Below are 16,566 nucleotides of genomic sequence, written 5' to 3'. Positions count from 1 at the left end.
TCAGGGGTTAAGCGGAGGTAACATTGCCAGAGTTCCTGGCCTTCGCGTCTTGACCGCCTTGAATGCGAGCAGAGCTTTTGTCCAATCCGCATGAGTTTTGTGATTGTCAGGCGCATATCGGCTCGCCCCAATCTGCGTCATCGTAGCCTCCAGATTAACCAAGTCTTTTGGTTTCTGGCCTCGCGTCTTACACATCTCAAGAGCTGTGTAAGATCCTGACAGATCATGATTTTTTAGCGATGCATATAGCTGGTTCAATGCAAATTCATATGATGCAAGATATCTTGCCCGACGATCGTTTCTCCAAGCCTGATAGCGAGGCCGCGTCAGATGAACCGCCCCCCAGGACAGGACTGAAAATGCACCAAGCAAAAAGACCGCGTATATAAGTGTTTCGGGTGTCGGTGGTTTCCACTTCGGCGCTGCAAGTGTCAGCTGCACAGCATCCAGCTCGGCGGTCTCTATCTCACCCGATTTCAGGTTATACCAGTTGATCGAGATCGCGGGCAGCTGAGTTTGTCCACCTTCACGCGCCACATAAACAGTTTCGTCCACACGCTGGCCTGACAGAATGCCCCGGTCCTCAGTTTCCGTGAAGCGAGGTTCTTTCGGATATGGTTGGAGGAGTGGGTCCGACGCCTCAGGCAACAATGCGGGGATCATGATGGGTGACGTTCCTGTTATCTTTGCAGTCAAATGGCGCGTGATCGCATCACCTGCATTCATATCGGTCTCACCCTCGATTTCTTGCGTCAGTTCAAACCCATTCGCGATGATCAGAGGATCAAGACCTCGCGCTGCGTCCGGAACCGTCGCAGTCAGTGTCGTAGCAGGTAGAGGGACTGATACCTGCTTGGGTTCATTTGTTTCGGGGTCTGCATATGTAACCAGCACTTCCTGAGGTCCAAAGTCGAATACACCCGACGCCAAAGGGTACAGTCGATAACTGCGCTGGACGCCTGACCACGTTTCACCATTCACAGATTCACTGATCGGACCAGATGCACGTTCAGGCAGACGAACCAGCAGGTTTTCCTGCTCAAGTGAAGGAAAAACAGGTGGTGAAGGCATAAAGGTTGGGACCAGTACCTTGATCCTGACAATCGCGGCTTGCCCCACAGTGGTATCATCTTCGGGGGCTTCGATTGTGACCTGCGGGGCCATCGAGTTTTCAACTTGTGCTTCTTGAGCCCAAGACCAGTCAGGCAGCATGATGAAGATAAGAAGCGAGAGGTACCTCATTGGTTTCGCTCCTGATTTTCCAGAACGAACCGGCTGCGGAGGAAATCCTGCATATCGGTATCTATCGCGCTAATCCATTGATCGGCGGACAATGGTGTCGCCTCACCGGTTTGGTCCTGAACGGTTGTGTTCTCACCTCGGCCAGACTCGTTATCGAAAACCACGTCATCAGCCCCGATACCCGCTTCTTCACCCGTGTCAGATTGTTCTCGTGACGATTCAACTTCTTCTAAGATCGCACGCGATACTTCCAGATTGTGCTGGGCTTCGGGCCAGTCAGGCCTACGCTCCAACGCCGTTTCAAAGGCGGTAATTGCCGGGCGGTATTCCCGATTGCGAATTCGGGCCATACCTTCGGCAAAAGCAGCCTCGGGTGTGTCCAGAGCTGTGAAGATTTCTGCAGCTTCCGGGTATTGGCCTGCCTTCAGCATTGCATAACCCTTGTGATACGGATCTTCGAACAGTGTACCAGCCTCGGCGAAATTCTTTTGGTTCATGGCAATCTGACCTTGCTGATCCGGCGTCAGGAACCAATCCTTCCAACCTTCGGCCTGTGCTGGCCCTGCAGCGGGAAAGAGGAGGAACGCCAGAACTGCCCAGCGTATAACCCAACCCTGCCGGAACCACAGAAGGCACAGCAACGCGGCAGGCCAGGCCAGCAACCAGCCTCGATCCTGCCAGTCCAGTCGGTCATCATCGTCAAGCGCTTCGCTATATGCAGATTGGATCTGGCGTTCCAAACGTAACACGTCCTGATCGCTGCCCGTGAAAGGAACGATCATGGCGCTTCTTAATCCATCCAGCTGCGGAATACTCTGACCCTCTGGCAACATAGTCAGAAAGAACATGGGCGATGTTGTATCTTCAAACGCGGGCAGCTGCGACGGATTGATATCATCCAGAACAAAGAGGATCGCTCCGGCTATTTCCGACCCATCCAGAATGCTCTCAGCCAGCTGCAATGCATCACCTGCCGCATCACCTTGTTCCGGCATGACTGCCGGCGTCAGACCTTCAAGCAAGGGGCGGAGAATATTAGCATCTTCGGTGAGCGGAGCCACGCGATGTGGCGTGCCCGCATAAGCAACCAAGGCTGTTGGAGCGCCTGCGCGCGCATTGATCAGGTCTGTAATCTTGAACTTCGCCCGATCAAGGCGTGAGGGGGCAAGGTCCGTCTCCTCCATACTGTCAGTGACCTTCAACGCGATCACAAGTGGCGCTTTATCCGAAATCAGTGGATTGGGTGCCCTTGACCACGTTGGCCCGGCAACCGCGAAAGTCACAAGCATCGCTGCGATCATCAGGATGTCTATGGGGTAGAACCGGCGTTTATCCTCGTCACCCAATTGCAAGGCTTTGGCGAGATGCGGCGCTATGCCCGAGGGGAGGTTTCCATCAACCTTCGGCTTTGGTCGGATTATCCACCAGAGTGCGGCGATTGGAATGAGAAGAACCAGCCAACCTACTCGGATAAAATGAAATTCCGACAGAGCATCAAGCATCAGGCCAGCCTCCGCCGTTGGTGAATGTGAAAACCTGCAGAGCTCAAGAGGATCAGTATGAGTGCGGCAGCAAGCGGGTAATGAGCTAGGCTTTCGCGGGGTCGGTAGCTCTGTGTTTCAACCACTCGGGGATTTTGCGCATCAATGCGCTGATAGACATCTGCCAACGCCCTTTCGTCATCTGCAAAGAAGTATTCTCCGCCCGTTCGGTCTGCGATGTCCCGGAGCGCCTCTAGGTCAACCCGATCCTCGCCAGTTGCATTTGGGTCGCCAACACCGATGGTGTAGATGACAACGCCTTTGTCGGCCGCAATGGCCGATGCATTGACGGGTGTCATTCGGCTGGAGGTATCGGCACCGTCGCTGAGAACGATCATCAAACGCTGTTCGACCTCGCTGGATTCAAAGGTGCGAATACCCAGTCCGATGGCGTCCCCCAAAGCCGTGTTTGGTCCAGCCATGCCCACCGCAGTCTGATCGAGGAAACCATTGAGACTCTGCAGGTCTTCAGTAAATGGGGCCTGCACAAAAGCGCGCGTTCCGAAGATGATCAACGCCATTCGGTCTCCATCGCGCTCGGCAATGAAACTGCGCAAGACGTCCTTCACGGCTTCAAGTCTCTGTTTTGGTCCGCCGTGGGCAGCCTTGAAATCGCGCTGATCCATGGATCCTGATATATCCAGCGCCAACACCACATCTCGCGCTGATTTCTCTGTCACAATGGGTTCACCCAGTCGTTCGGGCCGGGCCATGGCGAATACCAACAGTATCCAGACGATGATGACGATGAATGTTTGTAGGCGTGCACGCGCTGGAATTACCGATCCCGAACTTGGTTCTGCACCAACAGCTTTTGCAACGTGCCGAAAAAAGGGAATGCGGATCGAACTGGCCTTTTCGCGATGAGGCGGCGCAAAGAAGTAAACCAGAACGGGCAGTGGCAAAATCAGAAAGATCCAAGGCGCGGCAAAGGAGAACATCAGCGATCCTTTCCGATTTTATGTGTCAGAATCCAGTTTCTGGCCAGTTCCGTGACACTTGGGTCCGAGATATTTTTGCGATAGGGCGCTTTAACAAGTGCGCGGCCTGCATTGACTGGAATTACTTTGTTATCAGATGTTTGCTGCAAGAAATTCAGCCAATCCTCGCCACATAGTCCGGCAACTTCTGAACGCGGGAATGCCACCAGTGCGGTGCGTTTAAGGATCTCCGCCACTTTGGCACAATCATCGTCGCATTGGCGAAGTTCGGTCAGGGCCAGACGACGGTATGCGTTCGCCTTCCGATGTCGCCAGAACAGGTAAAGGCTGATCGCGATTAAAGCTGCGACCAACATGGCAATGGCGAGCCAACCCCATGTTTGGGGCATCATTGAAATCGGAACTGGTTCCGGGGCGGGCTCTAGCATGTCCAGCAGTTCGACCAGAGATTTGCCTTCGGTATCCACGCTCATCGATGGCCACCGCGATGGCCGAATAGCCGAAGCAGCTGGTCAAGCGCAGGTTTTTCGGTGGTCATCGGGACGATCGGAAAACCATATCGACGAGACCAGATCTGTAGCTGCTCAAGCCGCCGGTCCAGGGCATCTTTGATGCGATCAGATAGATTAGGGCTCGTACCGTCGATCTCGATTTGCTTCTCGCCATCCGAAACTGCAAGCTTGATTTTAGGTAGCATGCCATGTGAACTTGGGTCGGATATATTGAATAAAATCAGATCATTGGAACGTGAAAGTCGTCGCAGAATGGTCTCTGAGTCTTCATCCAACCCATCAAAGTCTGAAAAGACACAGACCAGTGCGTTGGTATGAGCTATCTGCGCTGCCTGTTTCAGGATCTGGTTCATGGCAACGGTGGGTTCTGGCCTCAATTCCGCATGAAGGCTGCAGTTCAAGGCGCCGACGGATGACAAAAACCGGGTAAGAGCTGCAGCGCGACGCTGAGGGCGATGTTCGGCGACATCTGTATCACCGAACACAATTCCACCAACCCTGTCGCCTTGTGCAAGAACGCGATGGGCAGCAATAGCTGCTGCTTCGGCGGCAATGACCGATTTCATGTAGACCTTAGTGCCAAAAAACATCGAAATGCGCTGATCAACCAGCAATAGTGCAGGACGGTCACGCTCTTCGGTATAGACCCGGACATGTGGTTCACCAGTACGCGCCGTAACTTTCCAGTCGATGCTCCGGATGTCATCGCCCGGCAAGTAATCGCGCAGTTCTTCGAAATTCAGTCCTCGTCCACGCAGACGCGATGCGTGGCGGCCGTTCAGGATTGATCGGGCGGGCTGCCGCGGCAACAGGCTGAGCGCACGGGACTGCCTACCGAGGCCAAGCAGGTGTTTCGCGTCGGTGTGTATGCGTGGGTCGCTGGGATATGCGGCGGTCTTTGACACGCGGCTTTCCTTTGTTGCGATCAGGGCAGGGCGACGAGTTTTAGGATTTCAGTTACCACGTCGTCTGCTGTTTTTGCATTTCCTTCTGCCTCAAAGCTCAGCGTGATGCGGTGACGAAACACATCATGAGCGATGGCCCGAACGTCAGCCGGATCAACATAGTCACGACCATTCATCCAGGCATGTGCGCGTCCGCATTTGTCTAGTGCGAGCGAGGCACGTGGGCTTGCGCCGATTTCTACCCAACTGGACAGTTCTTCACTTAGCGCCCGGGGTGTGCGGGTCGCTTGCACCAGGTCCGCCATATATCTGTCCATGGCGTCTGAAACGTGTATCTGCCCGATTTCAGATCGTGCTGTGAATATCGCATTCTGTGGGATGGGTTCTGGTCTTTCCTTGGCTGTGTTTTCACCTGATGCAATCTCTTCCGCTCTCACCAAACGGATCACTTCAACTTCGTCTTCGACAGGCGGGTAGGTGATCTGGACATGCATCAGAAACCTGTCCATCTGAGCTTCGGGCAAAGGATAGGTGCCTTCCTGCTCGATCGGGTTCTGCGTCGCCATCACTATGAACAACGGCTCCATCTTATGAGTTGTACCCGAGATCGTTACCTGCCGTTCTTCCATTGCCTCCAATAGTGCAGCTTGGACCTTCGCTGGTGCACGGTTTATTTCGTCGGCCAGAACTATGTTGGCAAAGATTGGTCCAGGTTCAAAGCGGAACTCACCCCCCTTTGCGGTTTGCTGATACACCTCAGTTCCTGTCACGTCAGAAGGTAACAGATCAGGCGTGAACTGGATGCGGCTAAAGTCCGCATCAAGGTTGCGCGCCATTGCCTTGACGGCCCTTGTTTTTGCAAGTCCGGGCAGGCCTTCGATTAGCAGATTGCCATTGGCCAACAGGCCTATAAGCAAGCGATCAATGACCTGGGTCTGCCCGATAATGGCTTGTCCCATACGTTTTTTCAGGTCGTTTATCTGGTCTATTGCCGCCATCTATTCGGTCCAATCGAGGTCAATGGTTCAAATCTTCCGGTCGGGCCTCGGTATGATTGCAACCGGGTTTTTCCAGTAATGATGGAAGGTTAGCAGCGTTGTTGTATTTGATCCACCATCAAAACACGATCTTGGAATGCTTGGGTGCTGCTGGTTGCTAAGCCATTTATCGATTTAGGTTGTTTTTGTGCTGCGACTGTCGTCTTCGCCCAGTCGGCCATCAAGAGACATCAGAATGGCAACTGGCCGCAGCGCCGGAATGTGGCTGAAAATGATCAGGATACAGACGGTGAGCGGGACGCTAAGAAATGCTCCGATTAGCCCCCAGACCGTAGTCCAGAATGTCAGCGCCAGAATGACAAGAAATGTCGACATGTTCAGTGAACGACCCAGCATTGCAGGATCCAGAAAGTTCCCGATCAGGAACTGAATCGTGCCGCATCCGAATACGATGATCAGAAAGGGGCCAACGCTGTCGAACTGAACCAAAGCGATCATGGCAGGAAAGACAACAGCGATAATGGAGCCGATCGAGGGGATAAAGTTCAGGGCAAAAGTTAAGACGGCCCAAGTCTCGGCATATTCCAGACCGAGAGCCCGAAACACAGAATAGCTGATCCCGGCAGTGATTAGGCTGATGAATGTTTTGACGCCGACATAACGCTGCAGACTGTATGAGATCGCATCCAACACCGTAGCCAGCTCAGCACCTGTAAGTGGGTTTCCAGCTGCCAGTTGGATTTTTTTTCGAAATGCTAGGCGTTCGGCCATTAGAAAGGCGACGTAAAGGCTGATCAGAAAGAACTGGTTCAAAAGCGAGGTTGCGCTGCCCAGCAAGATGCGGGCGACATAAGACATGTCGATACTGACCAGATTGTCCCGAATGAAACTGGTCACGTCGTTACCGACCAAGCCTGTTATGCGGTTAACGGCACCATCGAACTGATTTTCATAGGTTCCGATGGAGCGGGCGAATTGTGTTGCCTGGCTTCCCAGCACGTACATAATCATGAACAAGCCGGCCAAAACCACTGTGACAGCGGCAATATTTGCCAACCATACAGGTGCATGGGTCAGGGAAATTACCCGGTCGCTTAGGGCGATAATCAGGACATTGACCAGCAAAGCCATTGTTAGCGGGATCAGAAAGCTGGCCCCGGCGTAAAGACCCAGAACCACCAACGTGGCAACAATTGAGATATCCCGAACGACCGTCAGTTTCAGACGTGGGCGGGGATTTGTTTCTGGTGCGTCAGAGGTCATGCGCTGGCCCTAGGCATCGGAGCCGTGACTGGAAAATATCTAAGCTCAGTTGATGTTGCGCAGTGATCCTGCACTGGTAGGTTGGTTTATGCAATCCAGTCAGGCAGTTATGAGCGAAAATTCGACCTGACGAAGACTTTGCCGGGTTATACGATCAGGCAAGTCAGGCTAGGCTCCGGTTATGACTCGTCCAATGATTCCTATTTTAGGCCGCTTTGTTCAAGCGCTTTGGCTGGCGATTTGCCGGTTCAACGACAAGAATGGGTTTGTCATGAGCAGCCATGTGGCGATGTCACTGATGATGGCCCTGTTTCCGTTTGTTTTGTTCACCGTGGCGTTGGCCGGTGCTCTGTCGCAAGGGTATGTGACCGAAGAACTGATAGAATTGATCTTTGGCGCTTGGCCAAAGGACGTCGCAGATCCGATCATTTCCGAATTGCGGGCTGTCTTGGAAGGTGCCGGGTCGGGGGTGATTACGTTAGGGGGCTTACTGGCGATCTACTTTTCGTCAAACGGAGTGGCGGCTGTGCGTTTCGCCATGAACCAAGCCTATCACGACAAGGATAGTTGGCCGTTCTGGAAAACCCGTTTGCTGTGTTTTGTCTTAGTCATCTTGGGCGGGGCAGCGATTTTAGCAATCGCCGCGATCGAAGTTGTTCTACCAGTTTACACGCGTTTGGTGTCGGAAAAGACAACCGTCGATGTGTCAGATTGGTTTTCCGTTGATCGGTTGCGTTGGACCTTTACCGTGGCTGTCCCGGCAGGAACCGTGTTGCTGGCGCATTTGATCCTTCCTACGCGACGGCACAGCCTTTTGCAGATTTTGCCCGGGGTAATCTTAACGCTCGCTCTCTGGATTGCTGGGGGCTGGGGTTTTTCAATCTATATCGCTCAATTCGCAACCTACAGTGCAACCTACGCCGGACTTGCAGGCGCCATGGCAGCTTTGATCTTTCTCTATCTTTGCTCGGCCATGCTCATTTTGGGGGCCGAATACAATGGCGCCCTGATGGACCTGCAAAATGGTGGCAATGATGGTGCCATTGAATGAGGTCTTTTTTGAACAAGGTCGCATGTCCCCGTTTGGGTGACATCTTCGGCTCAGCAGTATTCTTAATCGCCGCGTGCACATTTCCGGTCGCAGCGCAGGAATATGTCGGCTCGGACACTTGCATCGAATGTCATGATGAACAGGTCCAATCCTGGTCAGGGTCACACCATGCGAAGGCGTGGACCGAAACATCAGAGAATTCTGTTCGTGCCGACTTTGACGGAACTTCATTTACCCATGATGGGATGACGGTTACATTCACAAGGCCTGAGGGTGCGTATGTGGCCAACGTCACCGAAAAAGACGGCAATACAACAAATTACAATGTGCATTCAGTGGTCGGGATTGAGCCGCTACAGCAATACTTGTTTGAAACCGAGCCGGGACGCCTTCAGAGCTTTGACGTGGTTTGGGATACTGAAGAAAAGAGGTGGTTGCATCTCTATCCCGATCAGGATCTTCCTCCTGACGATGGGCTGCACTGGACTGGTCCCTATAAGAACTGGAACGCCCGCTGTGCGGAATGCCATGCGACTGGTTTTGAAAAGAACTATGATCCTGTTGAACGCCAATATGCATCACGCCAGTCCGAGATTGGGGTGGGGTGCGAGGCCTGTCATGGCCCGGCGTCTCAGCATCTGAACTGGGTTACAGGAAAAGCACCGGCAGATGGGTTGGATGAGTTCGGCTTCGCGATGAGTTGGGGCAAGGGCAATGTCGAAGCTGAGATACAGCAATGTGCCGGCTGTCACTCACGGCGAGAAGCGTTGGAGGATGGTAATCCACTGCCAGGAACGCCTTACCATGATGCCTACAATTTAGCTCTGATGAGACCGGGTTTGTATCATCCTGACGGACAGATACTGGACGAAGTCTATGTCTACGGCTCATTCCTGCAGTCCAAAATGTATGATCGCGGCGTCAGTTGCATGAACTGTCACAATCCACACAGTGGTGAGCTGATTGCCGAAGGGAACGGGATTTGCACCCAATGTCATTCTTTGGCCGGAAACTCGGAGTTTCCAACCTTGAAAAAGGCCGAATATGACAGCGTTGAGCATCACCATCACCCGCTTGGTAGCGATGGGGCTCAGTGTAAGAGCTGTCATATGATCGAGCGGGTTTACATGGGCGTCGATGGACGGCGGGATCATAGCTTCCGTGTGCCGCGACCAGATTTGGGGCTTGGCGTTGATGCTTGCACGGATTGTCATGAGGACCGGGATCAGGATTGGGCTGCATTGCAAATCGAAGAGTGGTTTCCTGACTCGACGCATCGCGGTGCGCACTACGGAACAAGCTTTAGTGCGGCATTGAACGGTCAGCCTGACAGCGCGTCAGACTTGCTTGAGATCGCCCTGAATAAGTCGCAGGCAGGTATCGTTCGTGCCACAGCCCTTTATTTGTTGCAGCCTTTTGCCAATCCTACGATTGCTGATGAAACCGCGCTACTTTTGTCTGATGCCGATCCTCTGGTCCGGGCCAACGCAGCCGCGTTGCAGCGAACCGCGACACTTCCCAACAGGATCATCCGGCTTGAGCCGCTACTCTCTGATCCGCTGCGGAATGTCCGCATCTCAGCCGCCAAGGAGTTCCTGACCATTCCGGGACAAGCTTTGACGGAAGATCAGCGTGCGCTTGCGGGGCAGGGAATGGCGGAGTGGCAGCAGACCATGTCAAACCGCCTAGATTTCCCCGAAACGCATCTGGTTCTGGGTGGAATGGCGCTGAACTTGCGCAATGCCCCTGCTGCAGAGCGTGCTTTTCGCGAGGTGGTGACGCTTGATCCGCAACGGGCAGAAGCTTGGCCTATGCTGGTTCAGTTGGCGCAGATCAATCGTGGCCCGCAAGAGGCGCGGCGTGTGCTGCAGGAAGGATTGAGTATCCTGCCGGACGATCCGGCGTTACTGCAGCTGGAGCTACAGCTTAGCCCCTGAAACGGCACCGAACTGGCCGGATTGCGCCACTTTACCGACCAACTTCAGGATTATGGATCAGATCACGGGGAGAACCCCGTGATGCCAGAGGTGATCCATGTCAGATATATCGGATACGAAGGTAAAGCAGCCCTTACACGCGAAACCGGTTGGAAAACCACCGCTTGACCGGCGGATTGCAGAGCTTCGAGACCGTGCTCCGGTCTACATCAGCCATGGTGATGCTTTGTTGCTGATCGGAAATGCATCTGCGTCGCTGCGCGAGCAACGCCTGACGGATCAGCAGATAGAGCTGGACTGATTTAGCCTCGAAAACCTGTTGCCACCACGAATTTCTCGGAACTGTCCGAGCGGGAGGCTGGGGGTTTTACGTTGGCTACCTTGTCAAATTTCTGTTTGAGCAGCTTTTGCAGATCGCCTTCGGCACCACCAGCCAGAACCTTGGCAACAAAGGTTCCGCCTTCTTCAAGAACATCAAATGCAAAATAGGCAGCTGTTTCGCACAGTGCGATAATGCGCAAATGGTCGGTTTGTTTGTGACCTGATGAGGCTGCGGCCATATCCGACATCACAACATCAGCCTTACCGCCAAGCCAGTCTTTAACCTTTACGTCGGCATCATCTTCCATGAAATCCAACTGATGCACTTCGGCACCGGCGACGGGTTCAACCTCTTGCAGATCGACACCCAGAACCGTTCCGATCCGCTTGCCGCTCTTTTCACCTAGCGCATTAACTCGCTTAACGGCCACTTGCAGCCAACCACCAGGAGCACAGCCCAGGTCAACGACCCGCGCGCCGGGAACAAGGAAACGAAACTTTTCGTCCAATTCCAGTATCTTGAATGCTGCGCGTCCGCGATAGCCTTCGACCTGCGCCCGCTTTACATATGGGTCATTCAGCTGCCTCTCGAGCCAGCGAGTCGAGCTGAGCTTACGCCCGCGCGCAGTCTTGACCTTTACTTTCAGGTCGCGCTGCCCACGGCCTGAGGTATTTTTTCCGCTCGGCGTCTTTGCCATGCGATTGATCTCCTGAAAGTTGACCGGTCCATACCTCCTTATTAGAGGCGTAACAAGGAGGGTCTAATCCCTTATTATCAGGTCTGGCCACGGAGAAGAAACGCCAAACGCCAACCAACCCGCACCATTCAGGATCTGCGATACACAAGTGGACCGGTCCTGAGACGTGGATTCGAAGCTGAGCAACAACTCACGCGCGTCCGAAACCTGTGAAGTCGGAACAGCGATATGAATACCACCAATAGCCAATGCCCAGTGTGGGACCATATTGACCAGGTTAAATCCTGGGCAAAAAACATCATAGCCTGCGGCTTCGAGGAAGCAGATCGTGGTGGCAGCTGTGCTGGTTCGATAGGCGATTGCTACTATTGTGTAGTCAGCTCTCGGCAATCAGAACGGTCCATCTTCCAGCACACCATCTGCGCTCATCTGTGCATAGAGCAGACCTTCGCGCAGGCCCCGGTCCGCTACAGAGAGACGGTCGGTGGGCCAACAGCGCAACAAGGCCTGTAGAATGGCAGAGCCGGACATGATCAGGGCCTGCCTGTCGTCACCGATACGCGGATCACGACGCCGACCCTGAGGGCCGAGTTCCAGATACCCTCGTATGACTTTGTCGATCTGATCACTGGTCATGCGCAGACCGTCCACTTTGGTGCGGTCGTAGCGTTTGAGGCCGAGATGTGAGGCTGCAACTGTGGTTACGGTGCCGCTGGTTCCGACAATCTGAAACCCTTCGCGGGCCTGTTCGTCCTTGTAAGGCGCAAAATCCGCGAGGTTTTCCTCAAAGAACCAGCTCATCAGGGCAAAACGCGCCGAGTCGTCTTCGACGTCATTGAACTGGTCGCGCAGTGTTGCCACACCCAATGGGACGCTGATCCAATCGACAACCTTTGCCGCAGGGAACGGACTGTCAGCCGTATGAAACCCATTATGCAGGCGCATGATCGCCGCCGGACGATCCCGGCGGGGTACCGAAGAGATATCGATCCAGACCAATTCGGTTGAACCACCACCGATATCAACGACCAAAAGCTGCTCGGTTTTGGTAGAAACCAGCGGTGCGCAGGAAATCACTGCCAGACGGGCTTCTTCTTCGGGTTGGATAATTTCCAAGGTCAGACCGGTTTCGCGTTTGACCTGCCGAATGAAATCACGCGAGTTCTTGGCACGGCGGCAGGCTTCGGTCGCGACTAGCCGCATGCGTCTGACTTTATTCCGCTTGAGCTTTTGCTGGCAGATTCGTAGCGCTTGAATGGTGCGCGACATCGATGACCGCGACAATCGCCCGGTCCTTTCCAGGCCAGCGCCCAATTGCACGGACTTGGAAAAACTGTCTACCACATGGAACCCGCTGCCCTTGGGCTGGGCTATCAACATGCGGCAGCTATTTGTCCCCAGATCCAGTGCCGCATATAATGCATCCGGATCGGGTTTTGCCGGCGCGGGGCTTTCGACCGCCTTCGGGAACGCGCCCGCACCTTTGGGACGCTTGGGCGCCATCTTCAACGCCCTCCGATTTTCGAGTTACCCTGACCATAGGTCGCGCATTTCGATCACGCAAGACGCTCATTAAAGTCATGAGGATTTTGATGTGCGCTTTTGTAAAGCAGTCAGGTAAAAGCTCGGTATCCCGTCGTGGGCTAAAAACGTCGCTGTGAATATGTCGGGTGTCGAAATTCGACCGACTGAAGCCCACATAGAAGTTTAGAACCGGCTCATCTGGCTAGGAGGAATCAAACAGGATGCCTGACGTCACAATCGTATATTGGCGCGACATTCCCGCTCAGGTCATCGTCGGCAAAGGCCGGCGCGGGGCCAAGCGGCAATTGGAGGAACGGTTCGAGCAAGCGATCGACCGGGCTGCCATGAAGGTGAATGCCAAGGACAGTGATGCCTACCTGGCCGAATGGCGCAAGGCCGAGCCCTTTGTGGTCGATGGCGACCCGGCAGAGATTGCTGAGGCAGAAGCGGTGCGTTTGGAAACGGAGTATGATCAGGAACGTGTCAAAACCCTGATCGCCAACGACGGTTGGGCATGAGCCCAAGATCTATATGGGAGGCCGCAATGGCTTTGCTGAACTTCAAGAAACGTGATGCCGTTGAAAACGGCCCTGTGAATCCGACCGTCGAAGCCTTTTTGCAGGGCTACTCGATTGAGGTGATGCCACGCACCGCCGAAAAGGTCGAAGATTTCCGCGCGCTGCTGCCCGAAGGAACCCGCGTCTACATCGCCCATATCGAAGGCACGCCCATCGAGGACATGGTCAAGACTGCCAAGCGGATCGCGGATGAAGGCTATCCTGTCATGCCGCACTTCCCGGCACGGATCATCAAGGACGCTGCGACCCTGGAAAACTGGATCTCCATGTATCAGGGCGAAGCGGGTGTAGATCAGGCGCTGCTGCTGGCTGGTGGCGTTGCCAAGCCGCATGGCGAGTTCGACAGCTCGATGCAGTTGCTGGAAAGTGGTCTGTTCGACAAGGCAGGATTCAAGCGCCTGCACGTTGCGGGTCACCCCGAGGGCAACAAAGACATTGACCCTGACGGCTCGACCAAGAACGTCGACGAAGCATTGCGCTGGAAGCAGAAGTTCAACGAGACCACCGATGCGGAGATGGCTCTGGCGACTCAGTTCGCTTTCGATGCCAAACCGATCATCGAATGGGCTGATAGTCTGAAAGAGGCTGGTATCGATATTCCGGTGCATATCGGCATCGCGGGTCCGGCTAAGCTGCAGACCCTGATCAAGTTCGCCATCGCTTGTGGCGTTGGTCCGTCGCTGAAGGTTCTGCAGAAGCGCGCGATGGATGTCTCCAAGCTGCTGCTGCCGTATGAGCCGACCGACGTGATCATCGAACTGGCCAACCACAAAGCGGCCAACCCGGACTTCAACATCACCAATGTACACTTCTTCCCGCTTGGCGGCATCAAGACCAACGCCAACTGGGCAATCAACAACGGCGGCGCCTCGGCAAAGCCTGTAAACTCCTAAGGAACGGACATGACCCGTACAGTCGTAGAATCAAAAACAAAAACCGCCGTTCTGGGCTTTGATGAGCCGTTTTGCGTAATCGGTGAGCGGATCAACCCCACCGGCCGGAAAAAGCTGGCTGCAGAGTTGGAAGCGGGCGATTTCTCGACCGTTGAGAAAGACGCGCTGGCTCAGGTAGCCGCAGGCGCGACCGTCCTGGATATCAACGCAGGTGTTGTTTACAACTCGAACCCCAACCCGAACGAGACCGAGCCACCGCTGATGACCAAGATCGTCGAGCTGGTTCAGGGTCTTGTCGATGTGCCGCTGTGCATCGACTCGTCGGTTCCGGGTGCGCTGGAGGCCGGTCTGGCCGCTGCAGAGGGCCGTCCGCTGCTGAACTCGGTCACCGGTGAAGAAGAACGCCTTGAGATGGTTCTGCCGCTGGTCAAGAAATACAATGTTCCGGTTGTGGCGATCTCGAACGATGACACCGGCATCTCGGAAGACCCGGATGTGCGTTTTGCAGTTGCGAAGACTATCGTTGAGCGTGCCGCGGATTATGGCATTCCGGCGCATGACATCGTCGTCGACCCGCTGGTTATGCCGATTGGTGCAATGGCAACTGCTGGCCAGCAGGTGTTTGCGCTCGTCCGTCGTCTGCGGGAAGAGCTGGGTGTAAACACCACTTGTGGTGCCTCCAACATCTCGTTCGGTCTGCCGAACCGTCATGGCATCAACAACGCCTTCCTGCCGATGGCAATGGGCGCTGGCATGACGTCTGCGATCATGAACCCGGTCGCATTGCCGACCACTCAGAAGAAGATCGCTGAGAAGAAAGAGGCCGTTGCTGCCGCGGGTATCATCCTGCCCGAAGGCATGGACGACGAAACCTTCGTTCAGATGTTTGGCCTTGGTTCGACCAAACCGCGTGCGGGTAAGGAAATGGAGGCCATTCGCGCCGCCAACCTGCTGACCAACAACGACCCGCATGGCGGTGAGTGGATCCGGTTCAACAAAGCGCCTGAAGCGGCTGGTGCCGAAGGTGAGGGTGCACGTGGACGCCGTGGTGGCGGACGTCGCCGTCGCGCCTGATAACTTTGAACAACTCACACAAAAGGCCGGATCAATGATCCGGCCTTTTTCTTGTTTCCATGGGTGGCTCACAAAGCTTGAAAGATCTTGATCACGTTCTGAGAGTGATGATATTCAGTCCAGCGCGGCGGGTATGATGTAATGGTAGCCTGTCAGCTTCCCAAGCTGAACGCGCGGGTTCGATTCCCGCTACCCGCTCCAACTTGTTCAGGTTTATCTGCGCGCCTGAAACAAGTTGATCACAGCAGGTATTTCTAGGTCCTGCCCATTTTCAAAGGAACTGAACGCGTCTGCAACGCCTTCCTGAATGGCATGCACATCTGCTGACGTTCCATCAAAGTGCGAGATAACCCGTGCTGCGGGACCAACGCGTGTACAAAGAATGGCCGAATCCCGAACTGAGCCAATACCCCGCAATCCAAGTGGCACGGCTTGTGCTTGAACGTCAGTAAGTCCAGCTTCGGTCATCATTCCCGTCACGTGATCGATATCGTGAAACGCCAAGGGGCCGGGGGCAAAACGGTCAACTTTAGGCGGGTGTCCGAGGCGAGAAGTTGCCGCGATATGTGGAATCTTAAACCACGGATTATCTGCCAAGGGTCCCCAAGCCGCGAATGTCATCTGGCCACCGGGCTTCAACGCGCGGGCAATATTTGAAAAGGCGGCTACGGAGTCTTCAAAAAACATCACACCAAAGCGTGAAATTGCGGCATCCCGATCGCCTTCAGCAAAATCGTGCGTTTGCGCATCAGCATACTGGAAAGTGATATTGTTCAATTCCTGATCTGACGCACGAGTTCGGGCGCGATCAAGAAATGGCTCGGATATATCTGCGGCCAGCACATGGCCGCTTTCGCCGACCTGTTTTGCTGCAGCAATAGAGCTTACACCAGTACCGCAGCCGATATCGAGTACACGCATGCCCGTTTGCAGACCGGCACGATCAAGCACCAGCTCAAGTACGGGGGACATCAGGTGATCAAGCTGATCTTCGTAGGTCAGCCATTTTGCGCCTGATGCCGACTTGCCCCAGTACTCGGCTTGTTCTTCGTTCACTGTCTGCATACGGGCCTCCTGTGGTCGGCTCG

At 54.5% G+C, this 16,566-nt stretch carries 17 protein-coding genes and 1 tRNA gene; 7 read left to right on the top strand and 11 right to left on the bottom strand.

The features are described 5' to 3' along the window. The 7 genes from ACR0CW_RS08310 to ACR0CW_RS08280 form a co-directional block, all read right to left on the bottom strand. Positions 1–1,242, bottom strand: a complete 1,242-nt coding sequence (locus ACR0CW_RS08310; RefSeq protein WP_480787423.1) for a hypothetical protein — start codon at positions 1,240–1,242, stop codon at positions 1–3. Then, positions 1,239–2,744 carry a VWA domain-containing protein gene (locus tag ACR0CW_RS08305; protein ID WP_480787422.1) on the bottom strand — a complete coding sequence of 502 codons (1,506 nt, stop codon included), beginning with the start codon at positions 2,742–2,744 and terminating at the stop codon, positions 1,239–1,241. Before ACR0CW_RS08305 ends, ACR0CW_RS08310 begins: the two co-directional genes overlap by 4 nt. Then, positions 2,744–3,724, bottom strand: coding sequence for a vWA domain-containing protein (locus tag ACR0CW_RS08300; RefSeq protein ID WP_480787421.1), 981 nt, complete (start codon positions 3,722–3,724; stop codon positions 2,744–2,746). The genes ACR0CW_RS08305 and ACR0CW_RS08300 overlap by 1 nt, the downstream gene beginning before the upstream one ends. Beyond that, positions 3,724–4,197, bottom strand: coding sequence for a DUF4381 domain-containing protein (locus ACR0CW_RS08295; RefSeq protein WP_480787420.1), 474 nt, complete (start codon positions 4,195–4,197; stop codon positions 3,724–3,726). Before ACR0CW_RS08295 ends, ACR0CW_RS08300 begins: the two co-directional genes overlap by 1 nt. Then, positions 4,194–5,141, bottom strand: a complete 948-nt coding sequence (locus tag ACR0CW_RS08290) for a DUF58 domain-containing protein (RefSeq protein ID WP_480787419.1) — start codon at positions 5,139–5,141, stop codon at positions 4,194–4,196. Before ACR0CW_RS08290 ends, ACR0CW_RS08295 begins: the two co-directional genes overlap by 4 nt. Positions 5,142–5,161: 20 nt before the next feature. Next, positions 5,162–6,139: an AAA family ATPase gene (locus ACR0CW_RS08285; protein ID WP_480787418.1), complete on the bottom strand. Its 978-nt coding sequence runs from the start codon at positions 6,137–6,139 to the stop codon at positions 5,162–5,164. A 174-nt stretch (positions 6,140–6,313) separates the two neighbouring features. Continuing rightward, positions 6,314–7,402 (bottom strand): AI-2E family transporter, encoded by a 1,089-nt coding sequence (locus tag ACR0CW_RS08280; RefSeq protein WP_155141897.1) that lies wholly within the window; start codon positions 7,400–7,402, stop codon positions 6,314–6,316. A gap of 193 nt (positions 7,403–7,595) precedes the next feature. Here ACR0CW_RS08280 and ACR0CW_RS08275 point away from each other — a divergent pair, with 193 nt between their 5' ends. The 3 genes from ACR0CW_RS08275 (at position 7,596) to ACR0CW_RS08265 (ending at position 10,691) form a co-directional block, all read left to right on the top strand. After that, positions 7,596–8,453: a YihY/virulence factor BrkB family protein gene (locus ACR0CW_RS08275; RefSeq protein ID WP_480787417.1), complete on the top strand. Its 858-nt coding sequence runs from the start codon at positions 7,596–7,598 to the stop codon at positions 8,451–8,453. After that, a complete protein-coding gene (locus tag ACR0CW_RS08270; RefSeq protein ID WP_480787416.1) occupies positions 8,450–10,390 on the top strand; it encodes a multiheme c-type cytochrome in 1,941 nt (646 codons plus the stop codon). Before ACR0CW_RS08275 ends, ACR0CW_RS08270 begins: the two co-directional genes overlap by 4 nt. A 97-nt stretch (positions 10,391–10,487) precedes the next feature. Continuing rightward, complete coding sequence (locus ACR0CW_RS08265) at positions 10,488–10,691, top strand: hypothetical protein (protein WP_155141891.1); 204 nt, start codon at positions 10,488–10,490, stop codon at positions 10,689–10,691. A 1-nt stretch (position 10,692) separates the two neighbouring features. On the opposite strand, the gene ACR0CW_RS08260 is transcribed toward ACR0CW_RS08265, so the two are convergent. The 3 genes from ACR0CW_RS08260 to ACR0CW_RS08250 form a co-directional block, all read right to left on the bottom strand. After that, the gene (locus ACR0CW_RS08260) at positions 10,693–11,409 is read right to left on the bottom strand and encodes an RlmE family RNA methyltransferase (RefSeq protein ID WP_155141889.1); all 717 of its coding nucleotides are present in this window, start codon (positions 11,407–11,409) and stop codon (positions 10,693–10,695) included. Between the two features lie 63 nt (positions 11,410–11,472). Then, complete coding sequence (locus tag ACR0CW_RS08255; protein ID WP_480787415.1) at positions 11,473–11,799, bottom strand: hypothetical protein; 327 nt, start codon at positions 11,797–11,799, stop codon at positions 11,473–11,475. Beyond that, positions 11,800–12,912: a Ppx/GppA phosphatase family protein gene (locus tag ACR0CW_RS08250; protein WP_480787414.1), complete on the bottom strand. Its 1,113-nt coding sequence runs from the start codon at positions 12,910–12,912 to the stop codon at positions 11,800–11,802. A 242-nt stretch (positions 12,913–13,154) separates the two neighbouring features. Here ACR0CW_RS08250 and ACR0CW_RS08245 point away from each other — a divergent pair, with 242 nt between their 5' ends. The 4 genes from ACR0CW_RS08245 to ACR0CW_RS08230 all read left to right on the top strand — a co-directional run bounded on the left by ACR0CW_RS08245 (position 13,155) and on the right by ACR0CW_RS08230 (position 15,679). Next, positions 13,155–13,451, top strand: coding sequence for a virulence factor (locus tag ACR0CW_RS08245; RefSeq protein WP_155141885.1), 297 nt, complete (start codon positions 13,155–13,157; stop codon positions 13,449–13,451). Positions 13,452–13,477: 26 nt separating this feature from the next. After that, complete coding sequence (locus tag ACR0CW_RS08240) at positions 13,478–14,404, top strand: methylenetetrahydrofolate reductase (RefSeq protein ID WP_480787413.1); 927 nt, start codon at positions 13,478–13,480, stop codon at positions 14,402–14,404. 9 nt (positions 14,405–14,413) lie between these two features. Continuing rightward, positions 14,414–15,478, top strand: coding sequence for a methyltetrahydrofolate cobalamin methyltransferase (locus ACR0CW_RS08235; protein WP_155141881.1), 1,065 nt, complete (start codon positions 14,414–14,416; stop codon positions 15,476–15,478). A 127-nt stretch (positions 15,479–15,605) separates the two neighbouring features. Then, positions 15,606–15,679, top strand: a tRNA-Gly gene (locus ACR0CW_RS08230). 12 nt (positions 15,680–15,691) lie between these two features. On the opposite strand, the gene ACR0CW_RS08225 is transcribed toward ACR0CW_RS08230, so the two are convergent. Further along, positions 15,692–16,543 carry a class I SAM-dependent methyltransferase gene (locus ACR0CW_RS08225; RefSeq protein ID WP_480787412.1) on the bottom strand — a complete coding sequence of 284 codons (852 nt, stop codon included), beginning with the start codon at positions 16,541–16,543 and terminating at the stop codon, positions 15,692–15,694. Positions 16,544–16,566: the final 23 nt, after the last annotated feature.

Source organism: Ruegeria sp. CH6, assembly GCF_056537005.1.
Note: the sequence above shows the minus strand (reverse complement) of the source record. Positions and strands in the feature narration are given on the sequence as shown.

What these genes read in the sequence shown, in the direction of transcription:
- ACR0CW_RS08310 (WP_480787423.1), bottom strand. Translation starts at nt 1,242, where the DNA reads ATGAGGTACCTCTCGCTTCTTATCTTCATCATGCTGCCTGACTGGTCT.
- ACR0CW_RS08305 (WP_480787422.1), bottom strand. Translation starts at nt 2,744, where the DNA reads ATGCTTGATGCTCTGTCGGAATTTCATTTTATCCGAGTAGGTTGGCTG.
- ACR0CW_RS08300 (WP_480787421.1), bottom strand. Translation starts at nt 3,724, where the DNA reads ATGTTCTCCTTTGCCGCGCCTTGGATCTTTCTGATTTTGCCACTGCCC.
- ACR0CW_RS08295 (WP_480787420.1), bottom strand. Translation starts at nt 4,197, where the DNA reads ATGAGCGTGGATACCGAAGGCAAATCTCTGGTCGAACTGCTGGACATG.
- ACR0CW_RS08285 (WP_480787418.1), bottom strand. Translation starts at nt 6,139, where the DNA reads ATGGCGGCAATAGACCAGATAAACGACCTGAAAAAACGTATGGGACAA.
- ACR0CW_RS08280 (WP_155141897.1), bottom strand. Translation starts at nt 7,402, where the DNA reads ATGACCTCTGACGCACCAGAAACAAATCCCCGCCCACGTCTGAAACTG.
- ACR0CW_RS08275 (WP_480787417.1), top strand. Translation starts at nt 7,596, where the DNA reads ATGATTCCTATTTTAGGCCGCTTTGTTCAAGCGCTTTGGCTGGCGATT.
- ACR0CW_RS08270 (WP_480787416.1), top strand. Translation starts at nt 8,450, where the DNA reads ATGAGGTCTTTTTTGAACAAGGTCGCATGTCCCCGTTTGGGTGACATC.
- ACR0CW_RS08265 (WP_155141891.1), top strand. Translation starts at nt 10,488, where the DNA reads ATGTCAGATATATCGGATACGAAGGTAAAGCAGCCCTTACACGCGAAA.
- ACR0CW_RS08260 (WP_155141889.1), bottom strand. Translation starts at nt 11,409, where the DNA reads ATGGCAAAGACGCCGAGCGGAAAAAATACCTCAGGCCGTGGGCAGCGC.
- ACR0CW_RS08250 (WP_480787414.1), bottom strand. Translation starts at nt 12,912, where the DNA reads ATGGCGCCCAAGCGTCCCAAAGGTGCGGGCGCGTTCCCGAAGGCGGTC.
- ACR0CW_RS08245 (WP_155141885.1), top strand. Translation starts at nt 13,155, where the DNA reads ATGCCTGACGTCACAATCGTATATTGGCGCGACATTCCCGCTCAGGTC.
- ACR0CW_RS08240 (WP_480787413.1), top strand. Translation starts at nt 13,478, where the DNA reads ATGGCTTTGCTGAACTTCAAGAAACGTGATGCCGTTGAAAACGGCCCT.
- ACR0CW_RS08235 (WP_155141881.1), top strand. Translation starts at nt 14,414, where the DNA reads ATGACCCGTACAGTCGTAGAATCAAAAACAAAAACCGCCGTTCTGGGC.
- ACR0CW_RS08225 (WP_480787412.1), bottom strand. Translation starts at nt 16,543, where the DNA reads ATGCAGACAGTGAACGAAGAACAAGCCGAGTACTGGGGCAAGTCGGCA.